Below are 18109 nucleotides of genomic sequence, written 5' to 3' on the forward strand. Positions count from 1 at the left end.
GCTGGCTATCTCCCTGAATCGAGCGAACCGTCAACGAGTTTGATAATCATCGAGCAGTCCTTGCCGGCTTCCCCGGCATCGATGAGCCGCTGGTACAGCTGCTGCACATGCTTGCCGATCTCAAGGGGCGTGCCGGTGTCCTCCGCAGCGCTGATGGCCAGCCCAATATCCTTGTTCGCCAGTTCAGTGGTGAATGTGGGCGCAAAGTCATTGTTGGAGGCTGCGGTGGGCACCACGCCCGGAACGGGGTACCAGGTTCGCAGGGCCCAGCTGTCACCGGAGGAGACCGAGGCGATGTCCCAGAACACCTTCTTGTCGAGGCCGAGCCGGTCCGCGAGGACTGCACCTTCGGCCGTGGAGGCCAGGTTGATCAGGAGCATCAGGTTGTTGCAGATCTTTGCTGCCTGGCCCGTCGTGGCGCCGCCGGTGGGAATGACATTGGAGGCCATCGGCTCGATGTAGCGGCTGGCGTCAGCCACGGCACCCGCTTCCCCGCCGACCATGAAGGTGAGGGTTCCGGCCTTGGCACCGCTCATGCCGCCTGAGACTGGAGCGTCGACAAAGCGGAAGCCGGCTGCTGCAGCGGCGTCGTGCAGTTCCCGGGCGGCGGCGATGTCGATGGTGGAGGAATCAACGAGGAGGGTCGAGGTGTCAGCGTGCGCGAGCAGTCCGTCCTCACCCAGGTAAACGGCCTTGGCGTGCTCGCCCTTGGGAAGCATCGTGAACACGACCTCTGCACCGTCCACCGCTTCCGCGATGCTCTGCACGGGCTTTACCCCGCCGGCCTCTGCCGCAGCGACGGCGGCGGGATTGAGGTCGAATCCCCGTACGTCATGCCCGGCCTTTGCAAGGTTCGCTGACATGGAGCCGCCCATGTTCCCCAAACCGATCCAACCGACTACTGCCATGGCGTTAGCTCCTTTGCTGTGTATCCGGCCGAGGGCGGCCGGAAGGTCTGTGTCCACCATCACACCCTGCTACAGTGCAATCAAGGGAAAAAATCACAGACGGTATGTGCACCAATGCACATGAGAGAAAGGCACCGCATGCAGCGGCTTCCCAGCCCGGACGACCTGCTAATTTTGCTGACCGTGGCCCGGCTGGGGCGCTTCAACGCCGTCGCCGAAACGCTGGGCACGACGCACACCACGATTTCGCGCCGGATCCTTGCCCTCGACAAGCAGCTGGGCGGACGCACGCTGGAGCGCAGCCCCCACGGGTGGGAGCTCACCGAGTTGGGGACGTCAGCTGTTGCCGCAGCTGAAGCGATTGAGGAAACGCTGGGGTCACTGGCTGGCGCCATCGGCCAGGAATGTGATGCCCTGTCCGGACTGGTGCGTATCAGCACGTCGGACGGCTTCGGCGCCGAGTTTGTGACGCCCGCGTTGGTCCACATTCAGCAGCGGCACCCGCTGCTGAATGTGGAGATGCTCAGCGCCACCCGCAAGGTCAGCCAGAACAGGTCCGGGGTGGACCTTGAAGTGGTGGTGGGCCGGAACGAGGTCAGCAACGCGCAGCCGATCTTCCTGACGAACTACTTCCTCAGGCTCTACGCGAGCACCGGCTACGCCGCGGAGCGGGGGCTTCCGGAAACGCTCGACGGCCTGGGGCAGCACGGCTTCGTCTCTTACGTCGAATCGGCGCTTCAGGTGGCGGAGCTTGGCCACCGCTCTTCCCAGCTGCCGATGCCGAAGTCCAGCTTTCAGGCCACGAGTGTCTTTGCCCAGATCGAGGCAGTGCGCCAAGGCGCGGGCATCGGGCTGCTCCCGAATTTCATGGTGGCAGGAAATCCGGAGTTCGTTCCGGTGCTCCCGGACGACTTCCAGCGCCAGGTGCCGATTTGGGCGGTGGCCCGGCCCGAGGCGCTGCGCTCCGCCCGGGTGCAGGCCGTGATCGCAGCGCTGAAGGAAGAGGCGGACGGGCGTCAGAGTCTCCTGGCTGCCTGAGCCCAAGGACCTCAGGCCCGGAAGAGCCGCCGCACCACGTAACCGGCGGCCAGCGCGTCGAGGCCCTCGTTGATCTCGGCCAGCGGCCGCGTATCGGTGTGCAGCAGCCCAACGGGCAGCCGGCCCTCCCGCCAATACTTCAGGTACAGCGGGATGTCCCGGTCCGGCACGGCATCGCCCATGTACGAGCCGAGCAGGCGCTTGCCGGCCCCGGCGAACTGCAGGGCGGGCACCGTGAGCTCTGCGGAGGGATGCGGCAGGCCGACCGAGACCACCGCCCCACCACGCGTCACGTGCTCGAGGCAGGACGCGATCACCCGGGCGGATCCCACTGCCTCGATGGCTGTGTCCACACCGTCGCCGGTGGCATCCGCAATCAGCCGGGCCGCGTCCTCAGGCGTGCCGACGGCGGTCGCCCCGCATTTCAGGGCGAGCTCATGCTTGCTCGTGTTCGGGTCAATGGCGATCACGGCGGATGCATCGGCAAGCGCGGCCGCCATGACAGCGGAAAGGCCAACGGCGCCCAACCCGAAAACGGCCACAGACTGCCCTGCCTGGACCGCGGCGGTGTTCATGACGGCACCCATTCCGGTGAGTACAGCGCAACCGAACATGGCCGCAACCGTGTCGGGGACGTCGTCGTCAATGACCACTGCCGATTCGCGGGCAACCACGGCGTAGTCTGCGAAGGCAGAGACCCCCAGGTGGTGGTTGATCCGCTCCCCCGTTGGCGTGCGCAGCAGCGCCTCCCCGTGCAGGAGGTCACCCGAGCCGTTGACTTCCGCCGCCCGGTGGCACAGCGCCGGCCGCCCGGCCTTGCAGGCACGGCACGCGCCGCAGCTCGGAACGAACACCAGGACAACGTGGTCGCCCACCGAGACATCCTCGACCCCCTCCCCGACTGCTTCTACGCGCCCGACGGCCTCGTGTCCCAGTGCCATGGGAAGCGGCCTGACGCGGGAACCGTCCACCACAGAAAGGTCCGAGTGGCACAGGCTTGAGTAGGAGATGGCGATGCCGAGCTCCCCGGCACGCGGTTGCGGCCGGTCCAGCTCCTCAACACGGAGCGGATGTGCTTCCGCATAGCTGGTTCCGGAGCCGACGGTGGAATAAAGGACAGCTGCTTTCATTGCAATTCCTGACTTCGCCTGAGGTGCGACGCCAACTGCCCGGGCCGCGTGGTCGCGGGTCCGGGCAGCTGGTCTGCGGTTTTGTCGCATAAGGTGCTGGCGCTTGGGTCGTTGCGCCACTTCTGTGATGCCGGCTCCTGGCCGCTATTTCTTGGCGGCCGCCAGAAGGTCCGCGGTGCCCTTGGCGTCTGCGGCATCCACGTCGTGGAGCGAGATGCCGCGGGTTTCCTTGAGGAAGAATACCGAGACAGCGGTCACGATGCAGGCTCCGAGCAGGTACAGCGCCACCGGAGTGGAGGACTTGAAGTTGCTAAGCAGTGCGGTGGCGATGATCGGTGCCAGCGAACCGGCGACGATCGAGGTCACCTGGTAGCCCAGGGAAACTCCCGAGTAGCGCATCCGGGTCGGGAACATCTCGGCCATGATGGAGGGCTGCCCTGCATACATAAGCGCGTGGAACAGCAGGCCAATTGTGATAGCGGCCAGGATGACGATGTCGTTTCCGGTGTCCATCATGGGGAAGGCGAAGAAGCCCCAGGTCCCGCCGAGGACGGCGCCTGCCATGTAGACGGGTCGGCGGCCGAAGGCGTCGGACATCTTGCCGACGAGCGGGACGGCGCAGAAGTGGATGAAGTGCGCCACCAGGAGCAGCAGGAGGATCCGGGACGTGTCCGTCTGGACGACGACCTTCAGGTAGGTGATGGAGAATGTCACGACGAGGTAGTACAGGATGTTCTCGGCAAAGCGCAGGCCCATGGCAGTGAAGACACCGCGCGGGTAGCGGCGGAAGACTTCCGCCACGCCGTAGCCCTTCTTCTCGACTGTGACTTCCTTGCGGGCCTCGATGAAGATCGGGGCGTCCTGGACCTTGGTGCGGATGTAGTAACCGACGATCACGATCACTGCGGACAGCCAGAAGGCGATACGCCAGCCCCAGCCGAGGAAAGCTTCCTGGGACAGCGTGGACGACAGGGTGAACAGCACGCCGGTCGCCAGGAGGTTACCCATGGGAACGGCGGACTGCGGCCAGCTGGACCAGAAACCGCGGGACTTGTTGGGGCTGTGCTCGGCAACGAGCAGCACGGCGCCGCCCCATTCCCCGCCGACGGCGAAGCCCTGAACGAAGCGCAGGAAGACCAGCAGCGCCGGAGCCCAGTAGCCGATTTGCGCAAACGTGGGCAGGCAGCCCATGAGGAAGGTGGCGACGCCCACCAGGATGATGCTCAGCTGCAGCAGCTGCTTGCGGCCGAACTTGTCCCCGAAGTGGCCGAAGACGATGCCGCCGATGGGACGGGCCACGAACCCCACCGCGTAGGTCACGAATGCGGCGATGATGCCGTCCAGTTCCGTGCCCGAATTGGGGAAGAACATCTTGCCGAACACCAGGGTTGCTGCAGAGGCATAGAGGAAGAACTCATACCACTCAACCACCGTGCCGGCCATGGAGGCCGTGACGACTTTCCTCAGGCCCGAGGCCTTAATATCGGTTTCCTCTACGCGCCTTGCGGCGGAGTTTTCCGTACTCATGTATCACTCCTTAGGCGTCTTCGTCGACGCGACACCACTGGGACCAGTCTTTGGCGAACGCGTGTGAGGTACACCACGAAACACCGATTCACATGAGTATGGTCTGCAATTGCCGGCAGGCTCAACGACAATTAGTGCAGAACGCATCTGCAAAAATGCACACCAGCGCGTTCCCCTACCCGCCAGTAGGGGCGTGTTAGGCCCCGTTCAAAAGCGCACGGCCGGTGGTCAGTCCAACAGGTGTGCGCGCAGCTGCTCATTGAGCTGCCCGATCTCCGTCAGGAAGCCGTCATGGCCGATGGGGGCTTCAATGACGTGCACGTCCACATCCCCGGGCAGGGCCTCGGCGAGCGCACAGGACTGCGACGGGAAGTAGAGCCGGTCGGAATCGACGGCGGCGACAAAAAAATCGGCGGTCGTGCGGGCCAACGCTTCCTTCAGCGTCCCCCGTCCGCGGCAGATGTCATGGCTCATGAGAGCTTCGGTCAGGGCAATGTAGCTGTTGGCATCGAAGCGGCGGACCAGCTTGTGCCCCTGGTGGTCCAGGTAGCTTTCCACCTGGTACCGGCCCCGGGCTCCGAGGGCATCAGCCTGAAGCGGGGATTCGTTGCCCTGGGCGTTCCGGCCAAAGCGGAAGTCCAGCTCGTGCGCCGAACGGTACGTAATGTGGGCGATCCGGCGGGCGAGCGCCAGGCCGGCCTCAGGCAGCGGCCCCCCGTAATAGTCGCCGCCGTTGAAGTTGGGATCCTGGCGGATGGCGAGGGTCTGGGCCTGCGCAAAGGCAATCTGTTCGGCCGTGCTGCTCGCACCCACGGAAATTACGCCGCAACGCCGAACCCGGTCCGGGTAGCTGACCGCCCACTCCAGCGCCCGGGCGCCGCCCATGGAACCACCCAGGACCGCGAACCAGCTGCTGATGCCCAGCTGGTCTGCCAGGCGCGCTTCGGCAGCTGTGGAATCGCGGAGGGTCACCAGGGGGAACCGGGATCCCCACGGCTTGCCGTCTGGAGCTTCCGACGACGGCCCGGTGGATCCGTAGCAGCCGCCCAAGATGTTAATGGAGACCACGAAAAATTTGTTGGTGTCCGCCGGTGCGCCCGGGCCCGCCAGCTGCTCCCACCAGCCTTCTTCAGCACCTGCCTGGCCGCGAGTCACATGGGTGTCCCCGGTGAGGGCATGCTCCACCAGGATGGCGTTGGAGCCGTCTGCGTTAAGTGTCCCCCAGGTTTCGTAGGCAAGGGTGACCTCCGGGAGAAAGCCGCCGGCCTCCAGCTTGAGGCTGCCGATGTTTGCGTACCGGAGCGTGCCGTCGAGTGCAGACCCCTCCGAAATAGTGCTGCCAGACGCGTCGGTACGGGTTGCCGAGATCGTCATTGGGATACCTCTTCTACGCGCTTGCCTGCCGCCAGTTGACCGCGGGCCAGGTCTTCACCCGGGGCACCCCGCCGCGGAAGGAGGGTTGCCGGCCAGCAAGCCGGGGCTGTTGCTGGCACTCATGACCTTGAACCAGCTTACGAAACGGGCGGCCGCCTTCGCGAAGATTATGACGCCTATGTGACTCCCTGAACCGAAGCTCCAGGGGTAGGTGCGGCACGGAAGGACCACTGGAATCCACGCTTCGTAAGGGCTTCAACGGGTGTTAGGCAACCCTTAGCTGAGAGCCGCGTCACAAGATGCCAAGATGAGGGCATGCGCATGGATCACGTCTCTTACGCCTGTGAACACGATGGCCTGGCTGCCACCACTGAACGTATCGCGTCCGCCCTCGGCGTTGAAGCCGTAAAGGGTGGAGTACACCCCCGTTTCGGGACCCGAAACATGATTATCCCGCTCGCCGGGCACAAATACCTTGAGGTCGTGGAGGTCCTGGACCACCCGGCGTCGGACAAGGCGCCTTTCGGTCAGGCTGTGCGGGCCCGCTCGGCCGCCGGCGGCGGCTGGATGGGCTGGTGCGTCGAAGTGGACGACCTTGCCCCATTTGAGGAGCGTCTCGGACGCGCCGCCGTCAATGGCAACCGCAAGTTCCCCGACGGCCGCGAACTCATCTGGAAGCAAATCGGGATTTTGGGGCTCATTGCGGACCCGCAGGTCCCGTACATGCTGAAGTGGGAAGGCGACCCCTCGCTGCACCCGTCCAACGCCTATGACAGCAACGTCAAGATGTCCAGCCTTACCATCGCCGGCTCGGCCGAACGTGTCACGGAATGGCTCGGCGAGCCCGTGGAAAGGCCCCTCGAGGACGTGGCGGTGAACTGGGTGGCTCCGCACGGAACCCCTGGCATCCTGTCGGTCACGTTCGAAACCGCCGCCGGCGCTGTGACTATCTGATGCAGTAACTGTCTGATGCAGTAACCATCCCGGAAGCCTGGCAGCTTGCTGCCACCACACTTCGGCCGCCATCAGCGGGTGCCAACGTCGCCACCCGCCGATGGCGGCCGAATCATTTACTGGCCCAGTCCGACGGCTTTTCCAAACAGGCTGAAGCCAACAAAGGCCACGATGTCCAGCAGGGCGTGCGCCACAACGAGCGGCATCACCCTGCGCGTCCTGGTGTAGATCCAGGCGAAGAGCACGCCCATGACCGCGTTGCCGATGAACGGCCCGAAGCCCTGATACAAGTGGTAGCTGCCGCGGAGCATGGAACTGGCGAAGATGGCCAACGGAAGGGACCAGCCGAACTTTCCGAAGCGGTCCAGCAGATAGCCCACCACAATGACTTCCTCCACGATGGCATGCCGCATGGCCGAAAGGATCAGGACCGGGATGGTCCACCAGTAGGCGTCCAGGGCGCTGGGGATAATGGCTGTGGTGATGCCCAGCGCGCGCCCTGCCGCATACAGGCCCAGGGAAGGAATGCCAATCAGGGCCGCCAGGCCCAGCCCTTGCAGCAGATCCCGTCCGGGGCGGGCAAGATCGAAACCCAGCCTGTGGAATGCCGAGCCGCTCTCATAGCCCGTTCCGGTTTTCGTTTGCCTCTGCTCGGTCATGAAGTAGATGACAAGCAGGACCGGCACCAGCGCGAAGATGATGTCCAGGAGCTGGTACGTCAGGTCGAAATACTCGCGGGTGCTTTGGGAACGGTTCAGCGTGGAGGTGCCCTCGGCCAGGGGTGCCCGGGTCATCTTGTCCAGCAGCTGCACTACTGAGTACACCGCTGACTGCCCCAGTGACAGCCCCAGGACGATCCAGACTTCGATCCGCAGACGACGGCGGGAGGGAACCAGCATGTTCCTATCTTGCCTTCAGTTGCTCGTACTTTCCTGTTGAAGCACGCTCCGCCTGCGTCCGCCGGCCGAATTAAGCCAGCCGGGTCCGTGGCGTTTCCGGCGCTACGATAACTTCCGTGCCGATTGCTTCGAAGGCGGCCTTGTCCTCAGGCGAGATACCGGAATCGGTGATCAGCCGGGTGAATTCATAGCCGTCCATCGTGGCGAAGGCGCGGCGTCCCACTTTGGAGGAGTCGGCTAGGACGTAGGACATGCTGGCGCGGCTGGCGAGCAGTGCGTTGACCGAGGCTTCGCCCTCCCCAGTGTTGGTGGGCCCCACCACCGGATCGATGCCGTTCACACCGATGAAGGCGATATCCAGCACTACCCGCTGCATGATGATGTCCGTGTAGGGCCCCACCAGCTCATAGGAGCGCGGGTTCAGGACGCCGCCCGTCACCATGACCTTGATGTTCGGCCGCACCGCCAGTTGGCCGGCAATGTTGATGGCATTGGTGACCACCGTGAGCGTGGGCTGGTTGGAGGGCGCATTGATGTCCTCACGCGTCGCCAGGATCTGGGCGAGGGCCGTGCTGGTGGTGCCGCCGCAGAGTCCGATAACCATGCCCGGGGAGATCAGTGCCGACGCCGCCAGTGCAATCTGCTGTTTGGCAGCCGCGTGGTCGTCCCGGTTGTACCGCCCAGGAAGGTCGTAGGCCAGTGCTCCGGTGGTGGCCCCTCCCCGGGTGCGGGTTAGCAGCCGCCGCTTGGCCAGGCTGTCCAGGTCGCGCCGGGCGGTGGCGGGCGAAACCCCTAGCCGTGTGACGATTTCCTCCACCTCAACCTGCCCCGTTTCGGCAAGGAGGTCCAGTATTGCCGTCAGACGGTCGGTGCGGGTCAATGCATGGGCCTTTCGAGGATCCGAACGTCAACAAAATGACGTTTTCTGATTCTAACAGACCCTAAAAAATCACATAGCGCCAGTTCTATCGGCTAGCGGGCGCGGACTCCCGCCCGCCACACGGCGTGCGTGAGCGGCATTCCGGGCCGGTAGGCAAGGTGCGTGGCTGACGGGGCATTGAGCAGATGCAGGTCAGCCCGGTGCCCGACGGCGACCGACCCTACCGCCCGCTCGCCGTCGACGTCGTTCCCGGCCTCGCGCCCCAGGGCGAGGGCGCCCCCGTACGTCGCCGCGCGGACGGCTTCGTGGACGCTGAGTCCCATCTGCAGCACAGCGGTGGTCACACAGTATGCCATGGAACTCGTGTAGGACGTTCCGGGGTTGCAGTTAGAGGCGAGCGCAACCGGGACGCCGGCATCCAAAAGGCGCCGCGCCGGTGCGAGGGGCTGGCGGGTGGACAGATCGCAGGCCGGCAGGCAGGTCGCCACGGTGCCGCGTACACCGGAACCCGCCGCCGCGTCCCAGCCGGACCAGCTGGCCGACAGGGCATCGACATCCTCGCCGGACAGGTAGTTCACATGGTCCACGCTGGCGGCACCGAACTCTGCAGCGAGGCGGACTCCCGGCCCGGGGCCCAGCTGGTTGCCGTGGACGCGCAGCCCGAGGCCAGCGTCGCGGCACGCCTGCAGAACCCGCCGCGACTGTGCTTCGGTAAAGGCTCCCCGCTCGCAGAACACGTCAGCCCACGAGGCATAGGGGCGGACGGCATCCAGCATCGGGCCGCAGACGAGATCTGTGTAAACGTCAGCGTCCACGCCGGCGGGCACCAGGTGTGCGCCGAGGTAGGTGACTTCGTCTGCCACCGTGGCCGCGATCCGTGCACTCCGAGCTTCCTGCTCCACGTCCAAGCCGTACCCGGTCTTGGTTTCCAGGTAGGTGGTGCCCTGCGACACCGCCTCCGCCACCCGGCCCAGCGCAAGCCGCGTCAGGTCATAGTCCCCCGTGCTGCGCGTTGCCTTCGTGGTGACGGCGATGCCGCCCGCACTGTACTCCTCCCCCGCCATCCGGGCCTCAAACTCGGCGGTGCGGTCGCCCGCGAAGATCAGGTGGGTGTGGGAATCCACCCAGCCTGGCAGGAGCGCCCGGCCGCCGGCGTCGAAAACCTCGTCTGCTGCCGGAGCCTCCTCAACGGGTCCCAGCCACGCGATCCGTTCCCCCTCGATCACGAGGGCGGCGTTCCGAAGAATTCGCTGCTCCCGGTCCTGGGTCATCAATTCGCCGACGTTGGTAAGAAGGATGCTCATGGCTCCATTCTTCAGCGCCGGATGGACCAGCGCGTCGCAGCCAGAGCGTCTGCCGTCCGGGATTCCGGACTGCTTCCCGGATCAGATCCCAAGCCAGCAAGGATTTGGGCAGCAGCGAGTTCGGCCATCGCAGCGGAGGTCTGGAATCCGTACCCGCCCTGGCCGGCGAGCCAGTAAAAACCGGGAGCTTCGGCGTCGAATCCTGCCACCGGGATGCCGTCCGCCGCCTCAGTGCGCAGCCCCGTCCAAGCTGTCCGGACAGCGTTGATCCCCACCGTGGTCAGGGTGTTGAGGCGGGCAATGAGCCGCTCCACGTCGCCCGGGAAGGGCCGTGCGTCCTCTGCTGCGCTGGCGACATGCTCGGACGGTGAGATCAGCACGTCCGCACCCTCCCGGCGGAAGTAGAAGGAGTGGTCCGCCGCCGCCACCATCGGGGCGCCCTCAGGCAGGGAACGCTCGACGGCGACAATCGCCGCAGTGCGGCGGTAGGGCTGGAGTCCGAGCTTCTCCACGCCACATACAACTGCTACATCGTCTGCCCAGGCCCCAGCTGCGTTGACGAGGACACCGGCTTGGAAGGCTTCCTGACCGGCGCCAATCTCCCAGCCGCTGCCGAGGCGCTGGGCCGAATGCAGCCCGGCCCCGGTAAAGATGTCCACCCCTCCGGCCTCGGCACGCGCTCGGTGTTCCTCCAACAGGAGCGGTGCGTTGCAGGCGAAGGAACCGGTGTCCAGGCCGGCCGCGGAGAAGGCATCCGGCGCCAGGACCGGACACAGCCCGAGGGCTTCAGTGTGGCTGATCATGCGCATCTGTCCGCTCGCTTCAGCCCGAACAGTTTCCTCATCACCGATGAGCATGAAGCTCCGCGGCGCGAGGACCGGCTCGGGAAGGCCGGCGTCCCGCTCTGCGATGAGCTCCAGTGTGCGGATGGTGAGCTCCTGGACGACGGGCGGGCCGTAGCTGGGGATCAGCTGCCGTGCCGAGCGGGAGGACGTGTGATACGCCAGCTGGTGCTCGGCTTCGACCAGCGCCACCCTGCACCGCCCGTCGAGGGCCGACGCCAGGGACAAACCGGCGATCCCGCCGCCAACAATTACCACGTCATAGGTTGCTGCCATGGCTCCATCCTTACAGATGGGCAGGAGCTATTCGCCAGTGCAGAAGCTATTCACCTGTGCAGGAGCTATTCGCCACTGCAAGACCTATCCGACGGCGTTGCGGCTCTTCACGAATGCCTGGACGCAGGTTTCGACGTCGTCGGTGCTGTGCGCAGCCGACAGCTGCACGCGGATGCGGGCGGCGCCCCGTGGCACGACGGGGAAGCTGAAAGCGGTCACGAAGACGCCGTGCTGGAGCATCTGGTCCGCGATTTTCGCAGCCAGGACGGCATCGCCGAACATCACCGGAACGATCGCGTGCTCGCCGTCGAGCAGTTCAAAGCCCTCCTCCGTCATCCGGCGCCGGAACAGCCCGGCGTTCTCGAAGAGCCGGGCGCGCAGCTCGGCGGACGTCTCCACGAGATCCAGGGCCTTGATGGTGGCGGCCACGATGGCGGGGGCCAGCGAGTTGGAAAACAGGTAGGGCCGGGCCTTCTGCCGCAGCATCGCCACTATCTCACCGCGTCCGGAAACATAGCCGCCGGAGGCCCCACCGAGGGCCTTGCCAAAGGTGCCGGTGAAAATGTCCACGCGGTGGGACACGCCGGCGTGTTCCGGAGTTCCCGCCCCTGTGTCGCCCATGAAACCCACGGCGTGGGAGTCGTCCACCATGACCAGTGCGTCGTATTTTTCGGCGAGGTCGCAGATGGCTTCCAGGGGCGCGAGGTAGCCGTCCATGGAGAACACGCCGTCCGTGACGATGACCTTGCGCCGGGCGTCCTTGGCCTCGAGGAGCTTCGCTTCGAGGTCGGCCATGTCCTGGTTGGCATAGCGGTAGCGCTGCGCCTTGCACAGACGGATTCCGTCGATGATCGACGCGTGGTTCAGCGCATCCGAGATCACCGCGTCCTCGGGCCCAAAGAGCGATTCAAAGACGCCGCCGTTGGCGTCGAAGCAGCTGGAGAACAGGATGGTGTCCTCGGTGCCGAGGAACTTCGAAACCCTGGATTCCAGCTGCAGGTGGAGGTCCTGGGTGCCGCAGATAAACCGCACGCTGGCCATGCCGAAGCCGCGTTCATCCATGGCGGTCTTGGCTGCGGCGATGATGTCCGGGTGGTCCGCGAGACCGAGGTAGTTGTTGGCGCAGAAGTTCAGTACAGGCGCGGCTTCCTGCCCGATCTGGCCCGCCGAGATCCGGTTGGCCTGCGGGGAATCGATGTGCCGCTCGGTCTTGTAGAGGCCGGCAGCCCGGATGTCGTCCAGTTCGCTGCGCAGCTGGTCTTTGATTGCTGAGTACATGCGTGGTTCCTCGACTCTTGGGAGTTTCGTTTTTGGTTGTTTCGTTGTTGCTGGGTTTCTTAGAATTCCGACCAGTCCAGCACAACCTTGCCGCCGACACCGGAACGGGCAATGTTGAAGCCCTTCTCCCACTGTGTCGCCGGCAGCACATCCGTGACGACGGCTGAGATGTTGGCGTGCAGCGCTGGATTCGAGGACAGCATGGCGCTCATGGCGTACCAGGTCTCGAACATCTCGCGGCCGTAGATTCCCTTCAGCGTCAGCATGTGGGTGACCACTTTGCCCCAGTCGATCTCGATCGACTGGCTGGGCAGGCCCAGCATGGCGATCCGGCCGCCGTGGTTCATGTTATCGATCATTTCCGGCAGGGCTGAGGGGTGGCCCGACATTTCAAGCCCGACGTCGAAGCCTTCACGCATGCCGAGCTCCCGCTGCGCCTCCCGGACGCGTGTCTTGGAAACGTCGATGGCCAAATCGACGCCGAGCTGCCGGGCGAGTTCCAGCCGGGGGGCGGACACGTCGGTGATGGCGATCTTGCGTGCTCCCGCGTGGCGGACCACTGCGATGGCCATGAGGCCGATGGGTCCCGCACCGGTGATGAGGACGTCCTCGCCGACAAGGGGAAAGCTCAGTGCCGTGTGCACCGCGTTTCCGAAGGGATCGAAGATCGCGCCGAGCTCCGGCGTCACGGAGGGATCCTGGTGCACCCAGACGTTGGTCTCGGGGATGACAACGTATTCCGCGAAGGCCCCGTCCCGCTGGACCCCCACGCTTACAGTGTGGATGCACATCTGCCGGCGGCCTGCGCGGCAGTTCCTGCAGATGCCGCACACAATGTGTCCCTCACCGGACACCCGGTCCCCCACCTTTACGTCCCGGACGTCGTCGCCGATCTCCACGACCTCGCCATAGAACTCGTGGCCTGCGATAAGGGGTGTCTGGATGATGCCCTGAGCCCAGGCGTCCCAGGACTGGATGTGCAGATCCGTGCCGCAGATGCCCGTGGTCAGGACGCGGATCTTAACGTCGTGGGGGCCGGCCGCGGGCTCCGGGCGGTCAACGAGTTCAAATCCGGCAGCGGCGCGGGCTTTGTACAGGGCCTTCATTGGCGTCCTTAAGGTCTGGCATGCGCGGAAGCGCCATGCGGGGAAATCTCCCTTCATTAGAGCCACGCGGAAAGCGTTAGCACAAGGCGATTCTTCTCAATCGACGATTTAGGATTTCCTAACGCTTACGATGGGCGTATGGAGATCCATCAGTTGGAGATGTTACGTGAGCTCGGGGCTTTGGGAAGCGTCAAGGCAGTAGCTGACACGCTGCTGGTCACGCCGTCCGCGGTCTCCCAGCAGCTGGCACAGCTGCAAAAAAGCGTCGACGTGCCGCTGACCCGCAAAGAGGGCCGGAACCTCGTCCTCACGGAGGCCGGGCAGGTGCTCGCGGACGCGGGGGCCGCCGTGGTCAGTGCCATGGCCGACGCCCGCATGGCGATCGGTGCCTACCACGGCTCCATGCTGGCGCCGGTGACGGTCAGTGGCTTCCACAGCGCCGGGCAGGCGCTGTTCGCGCCGCTTGCACGGCTTTTGGACGGGCCGGACAAACCCAGTGTGCGGCTGTTTGACGAGGACGTGGCGCAGCACGACTTCCCCGGCCTGACGGCGCGCTACGACCTGGTGCTGGCACACCGCATGGACCACAGCCCGCGGTGGCCTGAGGAACGGGTGGCCGTGATACCCCTCGCGCACGAGCCGCTGGATGTCGCCCTGCCAGCCGGCCACCGTCTGGCGGGGCAGGCATCCTTGGAGCCGGACGACGTCGTGGGCGAACCGTGGGTGACCAGCCGCACCGGATACTCCCCCGCGGACGTGCTGTCCGCCGTCGCCGCCGTCTCCAGCAGGGAGCTGAACATCGTGCACCGCATCAACGACTACTCCACCGTGGCAGCGCTGGTGGCAGCCGGCGGCGTGATCGGGCTGCTGCCCCGGCACACCGCGAGGCCGGTGCTGAGCGAGGACATCGTGCTGCGTCCGCTGCGGGGGATCAGCACCCGCCGCAGGATCGACATCCTGGCCCGCCCGGAGAACCTGAAGCGTGCCTCGGTGACAGTGGTGTGCGAGGCGCTGCAGGACATCATGGCCAGCCTCGTCCACACCTAACCCCAACTGGGTCGCAGTAGTGGTTGTTGTGAAGGGCTCAAACGACCACTACTGCGACCCGGTTGGGCGGGGCAAAAGCGTCAGGCGTTGACGCCCAGCTTTTCCAGGATGAGTTCGCGGACGCGGCCAGCGTCGGCCTGGCCGCGGGTGGCCTTCATGACGCCGCCCACGATCGCTCCGATGGCCTGCACCTTGCCGCCGCGAATCTTGTCCGCGACGTCCGGCTGCGCCTCGAGCGCCGCATCGATGGCTTCCAGGAGCGGGCCGTCGTCGGACACTACGGCAAGGCCTCGCTTCTCCACGATCTCGGCCGGGGTGCCTTCGCCGGCGAGCACGCCGTCGAGCACCTCGGTGGCCATCTTGTTGTTGATCTTGCCCGCTTCCACCATCTTGCTCAGTTCAACGATGGTGGCCGGCTCGATGCCCAGCTGGCCGGGGTCGACGTCGGCGTTCTTGGCGCGGCCGACGATCTCGCCCATCCACCATTTGCGGGCAACGGAGGCCGTGGCGCCTGCGGCGATGGTTTCCTCGATTTCGTCCATCACGCCGGCGTTGACGACGTCGCGGAACTCCAGGTCGGAGTAGCCCCAGTCCGCCTGGAGCCGCTTGCGGCGGTCCGCGGGCGGTTCAGGCAGCATGGCGCGCAGCTCTTCGACCCATTCACGCGAGGCCACCACCGGCACCAGGTCCGGTTCCGGGAAGTAGCGGTAGTCGTCGGCGTCGGACTTGGCGCGGCCGGAGGTGGTGGTGCGGGTGTCCTCGTGCCAGTGGCGGGTTTCCTGCACCACAGGCTCGCCGGACTCCAGAACCGCCGCGTGGCGCTGGATCTCGTAGCGGACGGCATGTTCGACGGCGCGCAGCGAGTTCACGTTCTTCGTCTCAGAGCGGATGCCGAAGCGCTCACGGCCGTGCGGGCGCAGCGAAACGTTGGCGTCGCAGCGGACGTTGCCGCGCTCCATCCGGGCGTCGGAGACTCCCAGGTTCTTGACGATCTCGCGCACGGCGGCCACGTAGGCCTTGGCGAGTTCCGGAGCCCGGGACCCGGCACCCTGGATGGGCTTGGTCACAATCTCCACCAGCGGCACGCCGGCGCGGTTGTAGTCCACGAGGGAGTAGTCTGCGCCCTGGATACGCCCGGCCGAGCCGCCGAGGTGGGTGAGCTTGCCGGCGTCCTCCTCCATGTGCGCGCGCTCAATTTCGACGCGGAACATCTCTCCGTCCGAGAGCTCAATGTCGAGGTAGCCGTCGTAGGCAATCGGCTCGTCGTACTGGGACGTCTGGAAGTTCTTGGGGGTGTCCGGGTAGAAGTAGTTCTTCCGGGCGAAGCGGCAGGATTCCGCGATCTTGCAGTTCAGCGCCAGGCCGATCTTGATGGAGGACTCCACCGCGGTCTTGTTCAGGACAGGGAGAACGCCGGGCATTCCCAGGTCCACCTCGTTAACGTTCGTATTGGGCTCATCGCCAAACACGTTCGGCGCGGAAGAGAACATCTTGGTCTTGGTATTCAGCTCCACGTGGACCTCGAAGCCCAGGACAGGATCGTACTTCTCCATGGCCTCTTCGAAGCTCAGGATTGCATCGGACATCAGTGTGAACCTCCGTGGCTCGAGGGGGCGCCAGCCGTGGAAACAGCCGTGGAAACAGCGAGTTCGGGAGCCTTGTCCAGGAGCGGGCCGCCCCATTTCTCCTCAAGAAGTGACTCCAGCACGGCGCCCACGCGGTACAGGCGGGCGTCCTCGCGGGCAGGAGCCAGCAGCTGGATGCCGACCGGCAGCCCGTCCTCGTCAGCCAGGCCGCCGGGCAGCGACAGGCCGGGGACACCGGCCATGTTGGCGGGGATGGTGGCAACGTCGTTCAAGTACATGGCCAGGGGATCGTCCAGCTTCTCCCCCAGCTTGAAGGCCGTGGTGGGGGCCGTCGGGGAAATCAGGACGTCCGCCTGGGCGAACGCGGCGTCGAAATCACGCTGGATGAGCGTGCGGACCTTCTGGGCGGAGCCGTAGTAGGCGTCGTAGTAGCCGGCCGACAGGGCGTAGGTGCCCAGGATGATGCGGCGCTTGACTTCGTCGCCGAAGCCGGCAGCGCGGGTCGCCCCCATGACACGCTCGATGGTCATGGGCGGGTCCTGCGGAAGCACGCGCAGGCCGTACCGGACGCCGTCGAACTTCGCAAGGTTGGAGGACGCCTCGGACGGCATGATGAGGTAGTACGCACCGAGGGCGTACTTGAAGTTGGGGCAGGAAACCTCGACGATTTCCGCGCCTGCCTCTTTGAGCAGCTCGAGGGACTCGTTGAACCGCTTTTCGACGCCGGCCTGGTAGCCCTCGCCGTGGAGTTCCTTAATGATGCCGATCTTCATGCCCTCAACGTTGCCCGTGCGGGCGGCCGCGACGAGGTCCTCCAGCGGGTCGGGCAGGGAGGTGGAATCCCGCGGGTCGTGCCCGCCGATGACCTGATGCAGCAGCGCGGAGTCCAGGACGGTCCGCGACACGGGTCCGATCTGGTCCAGGGAGGAGGCCATGGCGATGGCGCCGTAACGGGACACGCCGCCATAGGTGGGCTTCACGCCAACGGTACCGGTGACAGCCCCCGGCTGGCGGATGGATCCGCCGGTGTCCGTGCCCAGCGCGAGCGGCGCTTCGAATGCGGCGACGGCGGCTGCCGACCCGCCGCCGGACCCGCCCGGGATGCGGTCCAGGTCCCACGGGTTGCGCGTGGGGCCGTAAGCGGAGTGCTCCGTGGAGGAACCCATGGCGAATTCGTCCAGGTTCGTCTTACCCAGAATCGGCATTTTGGCGGCGCGCAGCTTCTGCACGACAGTGGCGTCATACGGGCTGTACCAGCCCTCAAGGATCCTGGAACCGGCCGTGGTGGGCTGGCCGATGGTCACGATGAGGTCCTTGACGGCGATGGGGACGCCGGCGAGTTCGTGCAGCTCCTGGGCAGCCTGCCCTCCGGCGGCGCGGATGGCGTCCACCTCGGCGGCCACGGCCAGCGCTTCTTCGGCGTTGACGTGCAGGAAGGCGTTGACGCCGCGGTCACCGCCGTCGACCGCCGCGATGCGGTCCAGGTGTGCCTGGACGACCTCAACGGCGGTTACCTCACGGGCGGCGAGCTTCTGGGCCAGCCGGTCTGCAGAAAGCCGGATTAGCTCGTTGCTGTTGTTTTCAGTCATCTGTGCTATGCCTCATCCAGGATTGCCGGGACCTTGAAACGGTTCTCGTCGGCATCCGGAGCTCCGGAGAGTGCCTGCTCGGCGGTAAACGTGTGACCCACCATGTCTTCACGGAACACGTTGTTCAACGGGATCGGGTGCGAGGTCGCCGGTACGTCGTCCCCGGCGGCTTCGCTGACGGACTTCACCGCGTCTACGATGACGGCCAGCTCGCCGGCCATCCTGTCCAGCTCGTCAGCGCCCATCTCGATGTGTGCGAGCCGCGCGAGATGCGCGACGTCGTCACGGTTGATCGCAGCCATGGATCTCCCCTGCAAAGTTCGAATTGTTTTCCGAACCCAGTCTAGTCGGGAAACGTCAGTGCCCGCCTG

General features: G+C 65.5%; 16 protein-coding genes and 1 riboswitch. Of the genes, 3 read left to right on the top strand and 13 right to left on the bottom strand.

Going from position 1 to position 18109, the window contains the following annotated elements; genetic code table 11:
• Positions 1-5: 5 nt before the first annotated feature.
• The gene (gene mmsB / locus M1E01_RS13380) at positions 6-908 is read right to left on the bottom strand and encodes a 3-hydroxyisobutyrate dehydrogenase (protein WP_457972062.1); all 903 of its coding nucleotides are present in this window, start codon (positions 906-908) and stop codon (positions 6-8) included.
• A gap of 138 nt (positions 909-1046) precedes the next feature.
• Between mmsB and M1E01_RS13385 the strand changes: the two genes are divergently transcribed.
• On the top strand, positions 1047-1946 hold the full coding sequence (locus M1E01_RS13385; RefSeq protein ID WP_457972063.1) for a LysR family transcriptional regulator: 900 nt from the start codon (positions 1047-1049) through the stop codon (positions 1944-1946).
• A gap of 11 nt (positions 1947-1957) precedes the next feature.
• Here the strand turns inward: M1E01_RS13385 and M1E01_RS13390 are convergent, their stop codons facing one another.
• The 3 genes from M1E01_RS13390 to metX all read right to left on the bottom strand — a co-directional run bounded on the left by M1E01_RS13390 (position 1958) and on the right by metX (position 5977).
• Positions 1958-3076 carry a zinc-dependent alcohol dehydrogenase family protein gene (locus tag M1E01_RS13390; protein WP_457972064.1) on the bottom strand — a complete coding sequence of 373 codons (1119 nt, stop codon included), beginning with the start codon at positions 3074-3076 and terminating at the stop codon, positions 1958-1960.
• Positions 3077-3220: 144 nt separating this feature from the next.
• Entirely contained in the window at positions 3221-4603 is a 1383-nt protein-coding gene (locus tag M1E01_RS13395; protein WP_457972065.1) for an MFS transporter, read from the bottom strand.
• A gap of 228 nt (positions 4604-4831) precedes the next feature.
• Positions 4832-5977, bottom strand: coding sequence for a homoserine O-acetyltransferase MetX (gene metX / locus M1E01_RS13400; RefSeq protein ID WP_457972066.1), 1146 nt, complete (start codon positions 5975-5977; stop codon positions 4832-4834).
• Between the two features lie 12 nt (positions 5978-5989).
• Positions 5990-6104, bottom strand: a riboswitch (SAM riboswitch).
• Between the two features lie 188 nt (positions 6105-6292).
• Between metX and M1E01_RS13405 the strand changes: the two genes are divergently transcribed.
• Positions 6293-6931, top strand: a complete 639-nt coding sequence (locus M1E01_RS13405; RefSeq protein WP_400479692.1) for a VOC family protein — start codon at positions 6293-6295, stop codon at positions 6929-6931.
• Positions 6932-7047: 116 nt separating this feature from the next.
• Here M1E01_RS13405 and M1E01_RS13410 read toward each other — a convergent pair whose 3' ends face one another.
• From M1E01_RS13410 to tdh, 6 genes are all read right to left on the bottom strand, one after another.
• A complete protein-coding gene (locus M1E01_RS13410) occupies positions 7048-7830 on the bottom strand; it encodes a CPBP family intramembrane glutamic endopeptidase (RefSeq protein WP_457972067.1) in 783 nt (260 codons plus the stop codon).
• A 70-nt stretch (positions 7831-7900) separates the two neighbouring features.
• Positions 7901-8710 carry a DeoR/GlpR family DNA-binding transcription regulator gene (locus tag M1E01_RS13415; RefSeq protein WP_457972068.1) on the bottom strand — a complete coding sequence of 270 codons (810 nt, stop codon included), beginning with the start codon at positions 8708-8710 and terminating at the stop codon, positions 7901-7903.
• A 92-nt stretch (positions 8711-8802) separates the two neighbouring features.
• Complete coding sequence (locus M1E01_RS13420; RefSeq protein WP_457972069.1) at positions 8803-10014, bottom strand: amidohydrolase family protein; 1212 nt, start codon at positions 10012-10014, stop codon at positions 8803-8805.
• Between the two features lie 11 nt (positions 10015-10025).
• Positions 10026-11132, bottom strand: coding sequence for an NAD(P)/FAD-dependent oxidoreductase (locus tag M1E01_RS13425; RefSeq protein WP_457972070.1), 1107 nt, complete (start codon positions 11130-11132; stop codon positions 10026-10028).
• A gap of 84 nt (positions 11133-11216) precedes the next feature.
• Positions 11217-12410, bottom strand: a complete 1194-nt coding sequence (locus tag M1E01_RS13430; protein ID WP_457972071.1) for a glycine C-acetyltransferase — start codon at positions 12408-12410, stop codon at positions 11217-11219.
• A gap of 59 nt (positions 12411-12469) precedes the next feature.
• Positions 12470-13516: an L-threonine 3-dehydrogenase gene (gene tdh / locus M1E01_RS13435; RefSeq protein WP_457972072.1), complete on the bottom strand. Its 1047-nt coding sequence runs from the start codon at positions 13514-13516 to the stop codon at positions 12470-12472.
• A gap of 138 nt (positions 13517-13654) precedes the next feature.
• On the opposite strand from tdh, the gene M1E01_RS13440 reads away from it, so the two are divergent.
• Positions 13655-14563, top strand: a complete 909-nt coding sequence (locus M1E01_RS13440) for a LysR family transcriptional regulator (protein ID WP_457972073.1) — start codon at positions 13655-13657, stop codon at positions 14561-14563.
• An 80-nt stretch (positions 14564-14643) separates the two neighbouring features.
• Here M1E01_RS13440 and gatB read toward each other — a convergent pair whose 3' ends face one another.
• The 3 genes from gatB to gatC are packed head-to-tail and all read right to left on the bottom strand — an operon-like array spanning position 14644 to position 18040.
• The gene (gene gatB, locus M1E01_RS13445) at positions 14644-16152 is read right to left on the bottom strand and encodes an Asp-tRNA(Asn)/Glu-tRNA(Gln) amidotransferase subunit GatB (protein ID WP_457974967.1); all 1509 of its coding nucleotides are present in this window, start codon (positions 16150-16152) and stop codon (positions 14644-14646) included.
• On the bottom strand, positions 16149-17738 hold the full coding sequence (gene gatA, locus M1E01_RS13450; RefSeq protein WP_457972074.1) for an Asp-tRNA(Asn)/Glu-tRNA(Gln) amidotransferase subunit GatA: 1590 nt from the start codon (positions 17736-17738) through the stop codon (positions 16149-16151). Before gatA ends, gatB begins: the two co-directional genes overlap by 4 nt.
• Positions 17739-17743: 5 nt before the next feature.
• Entirely contained in the window at positions 17744-18040 is a 297-nt protein-coding gene (gatC, locus tag M1E01_RS13455) for an Asp-tRNA(Asn)/Glu-tRNA(Gln) amidotransferase subunit GatC (protein WP_457972075.1), read from the bottom strand.
• Between the last annotated feature and the right edge of the window lie 69 nt (positions 18041-18109).

Source organism: Arthrobacter sp. D1-17, assembly GCF_054130535.1.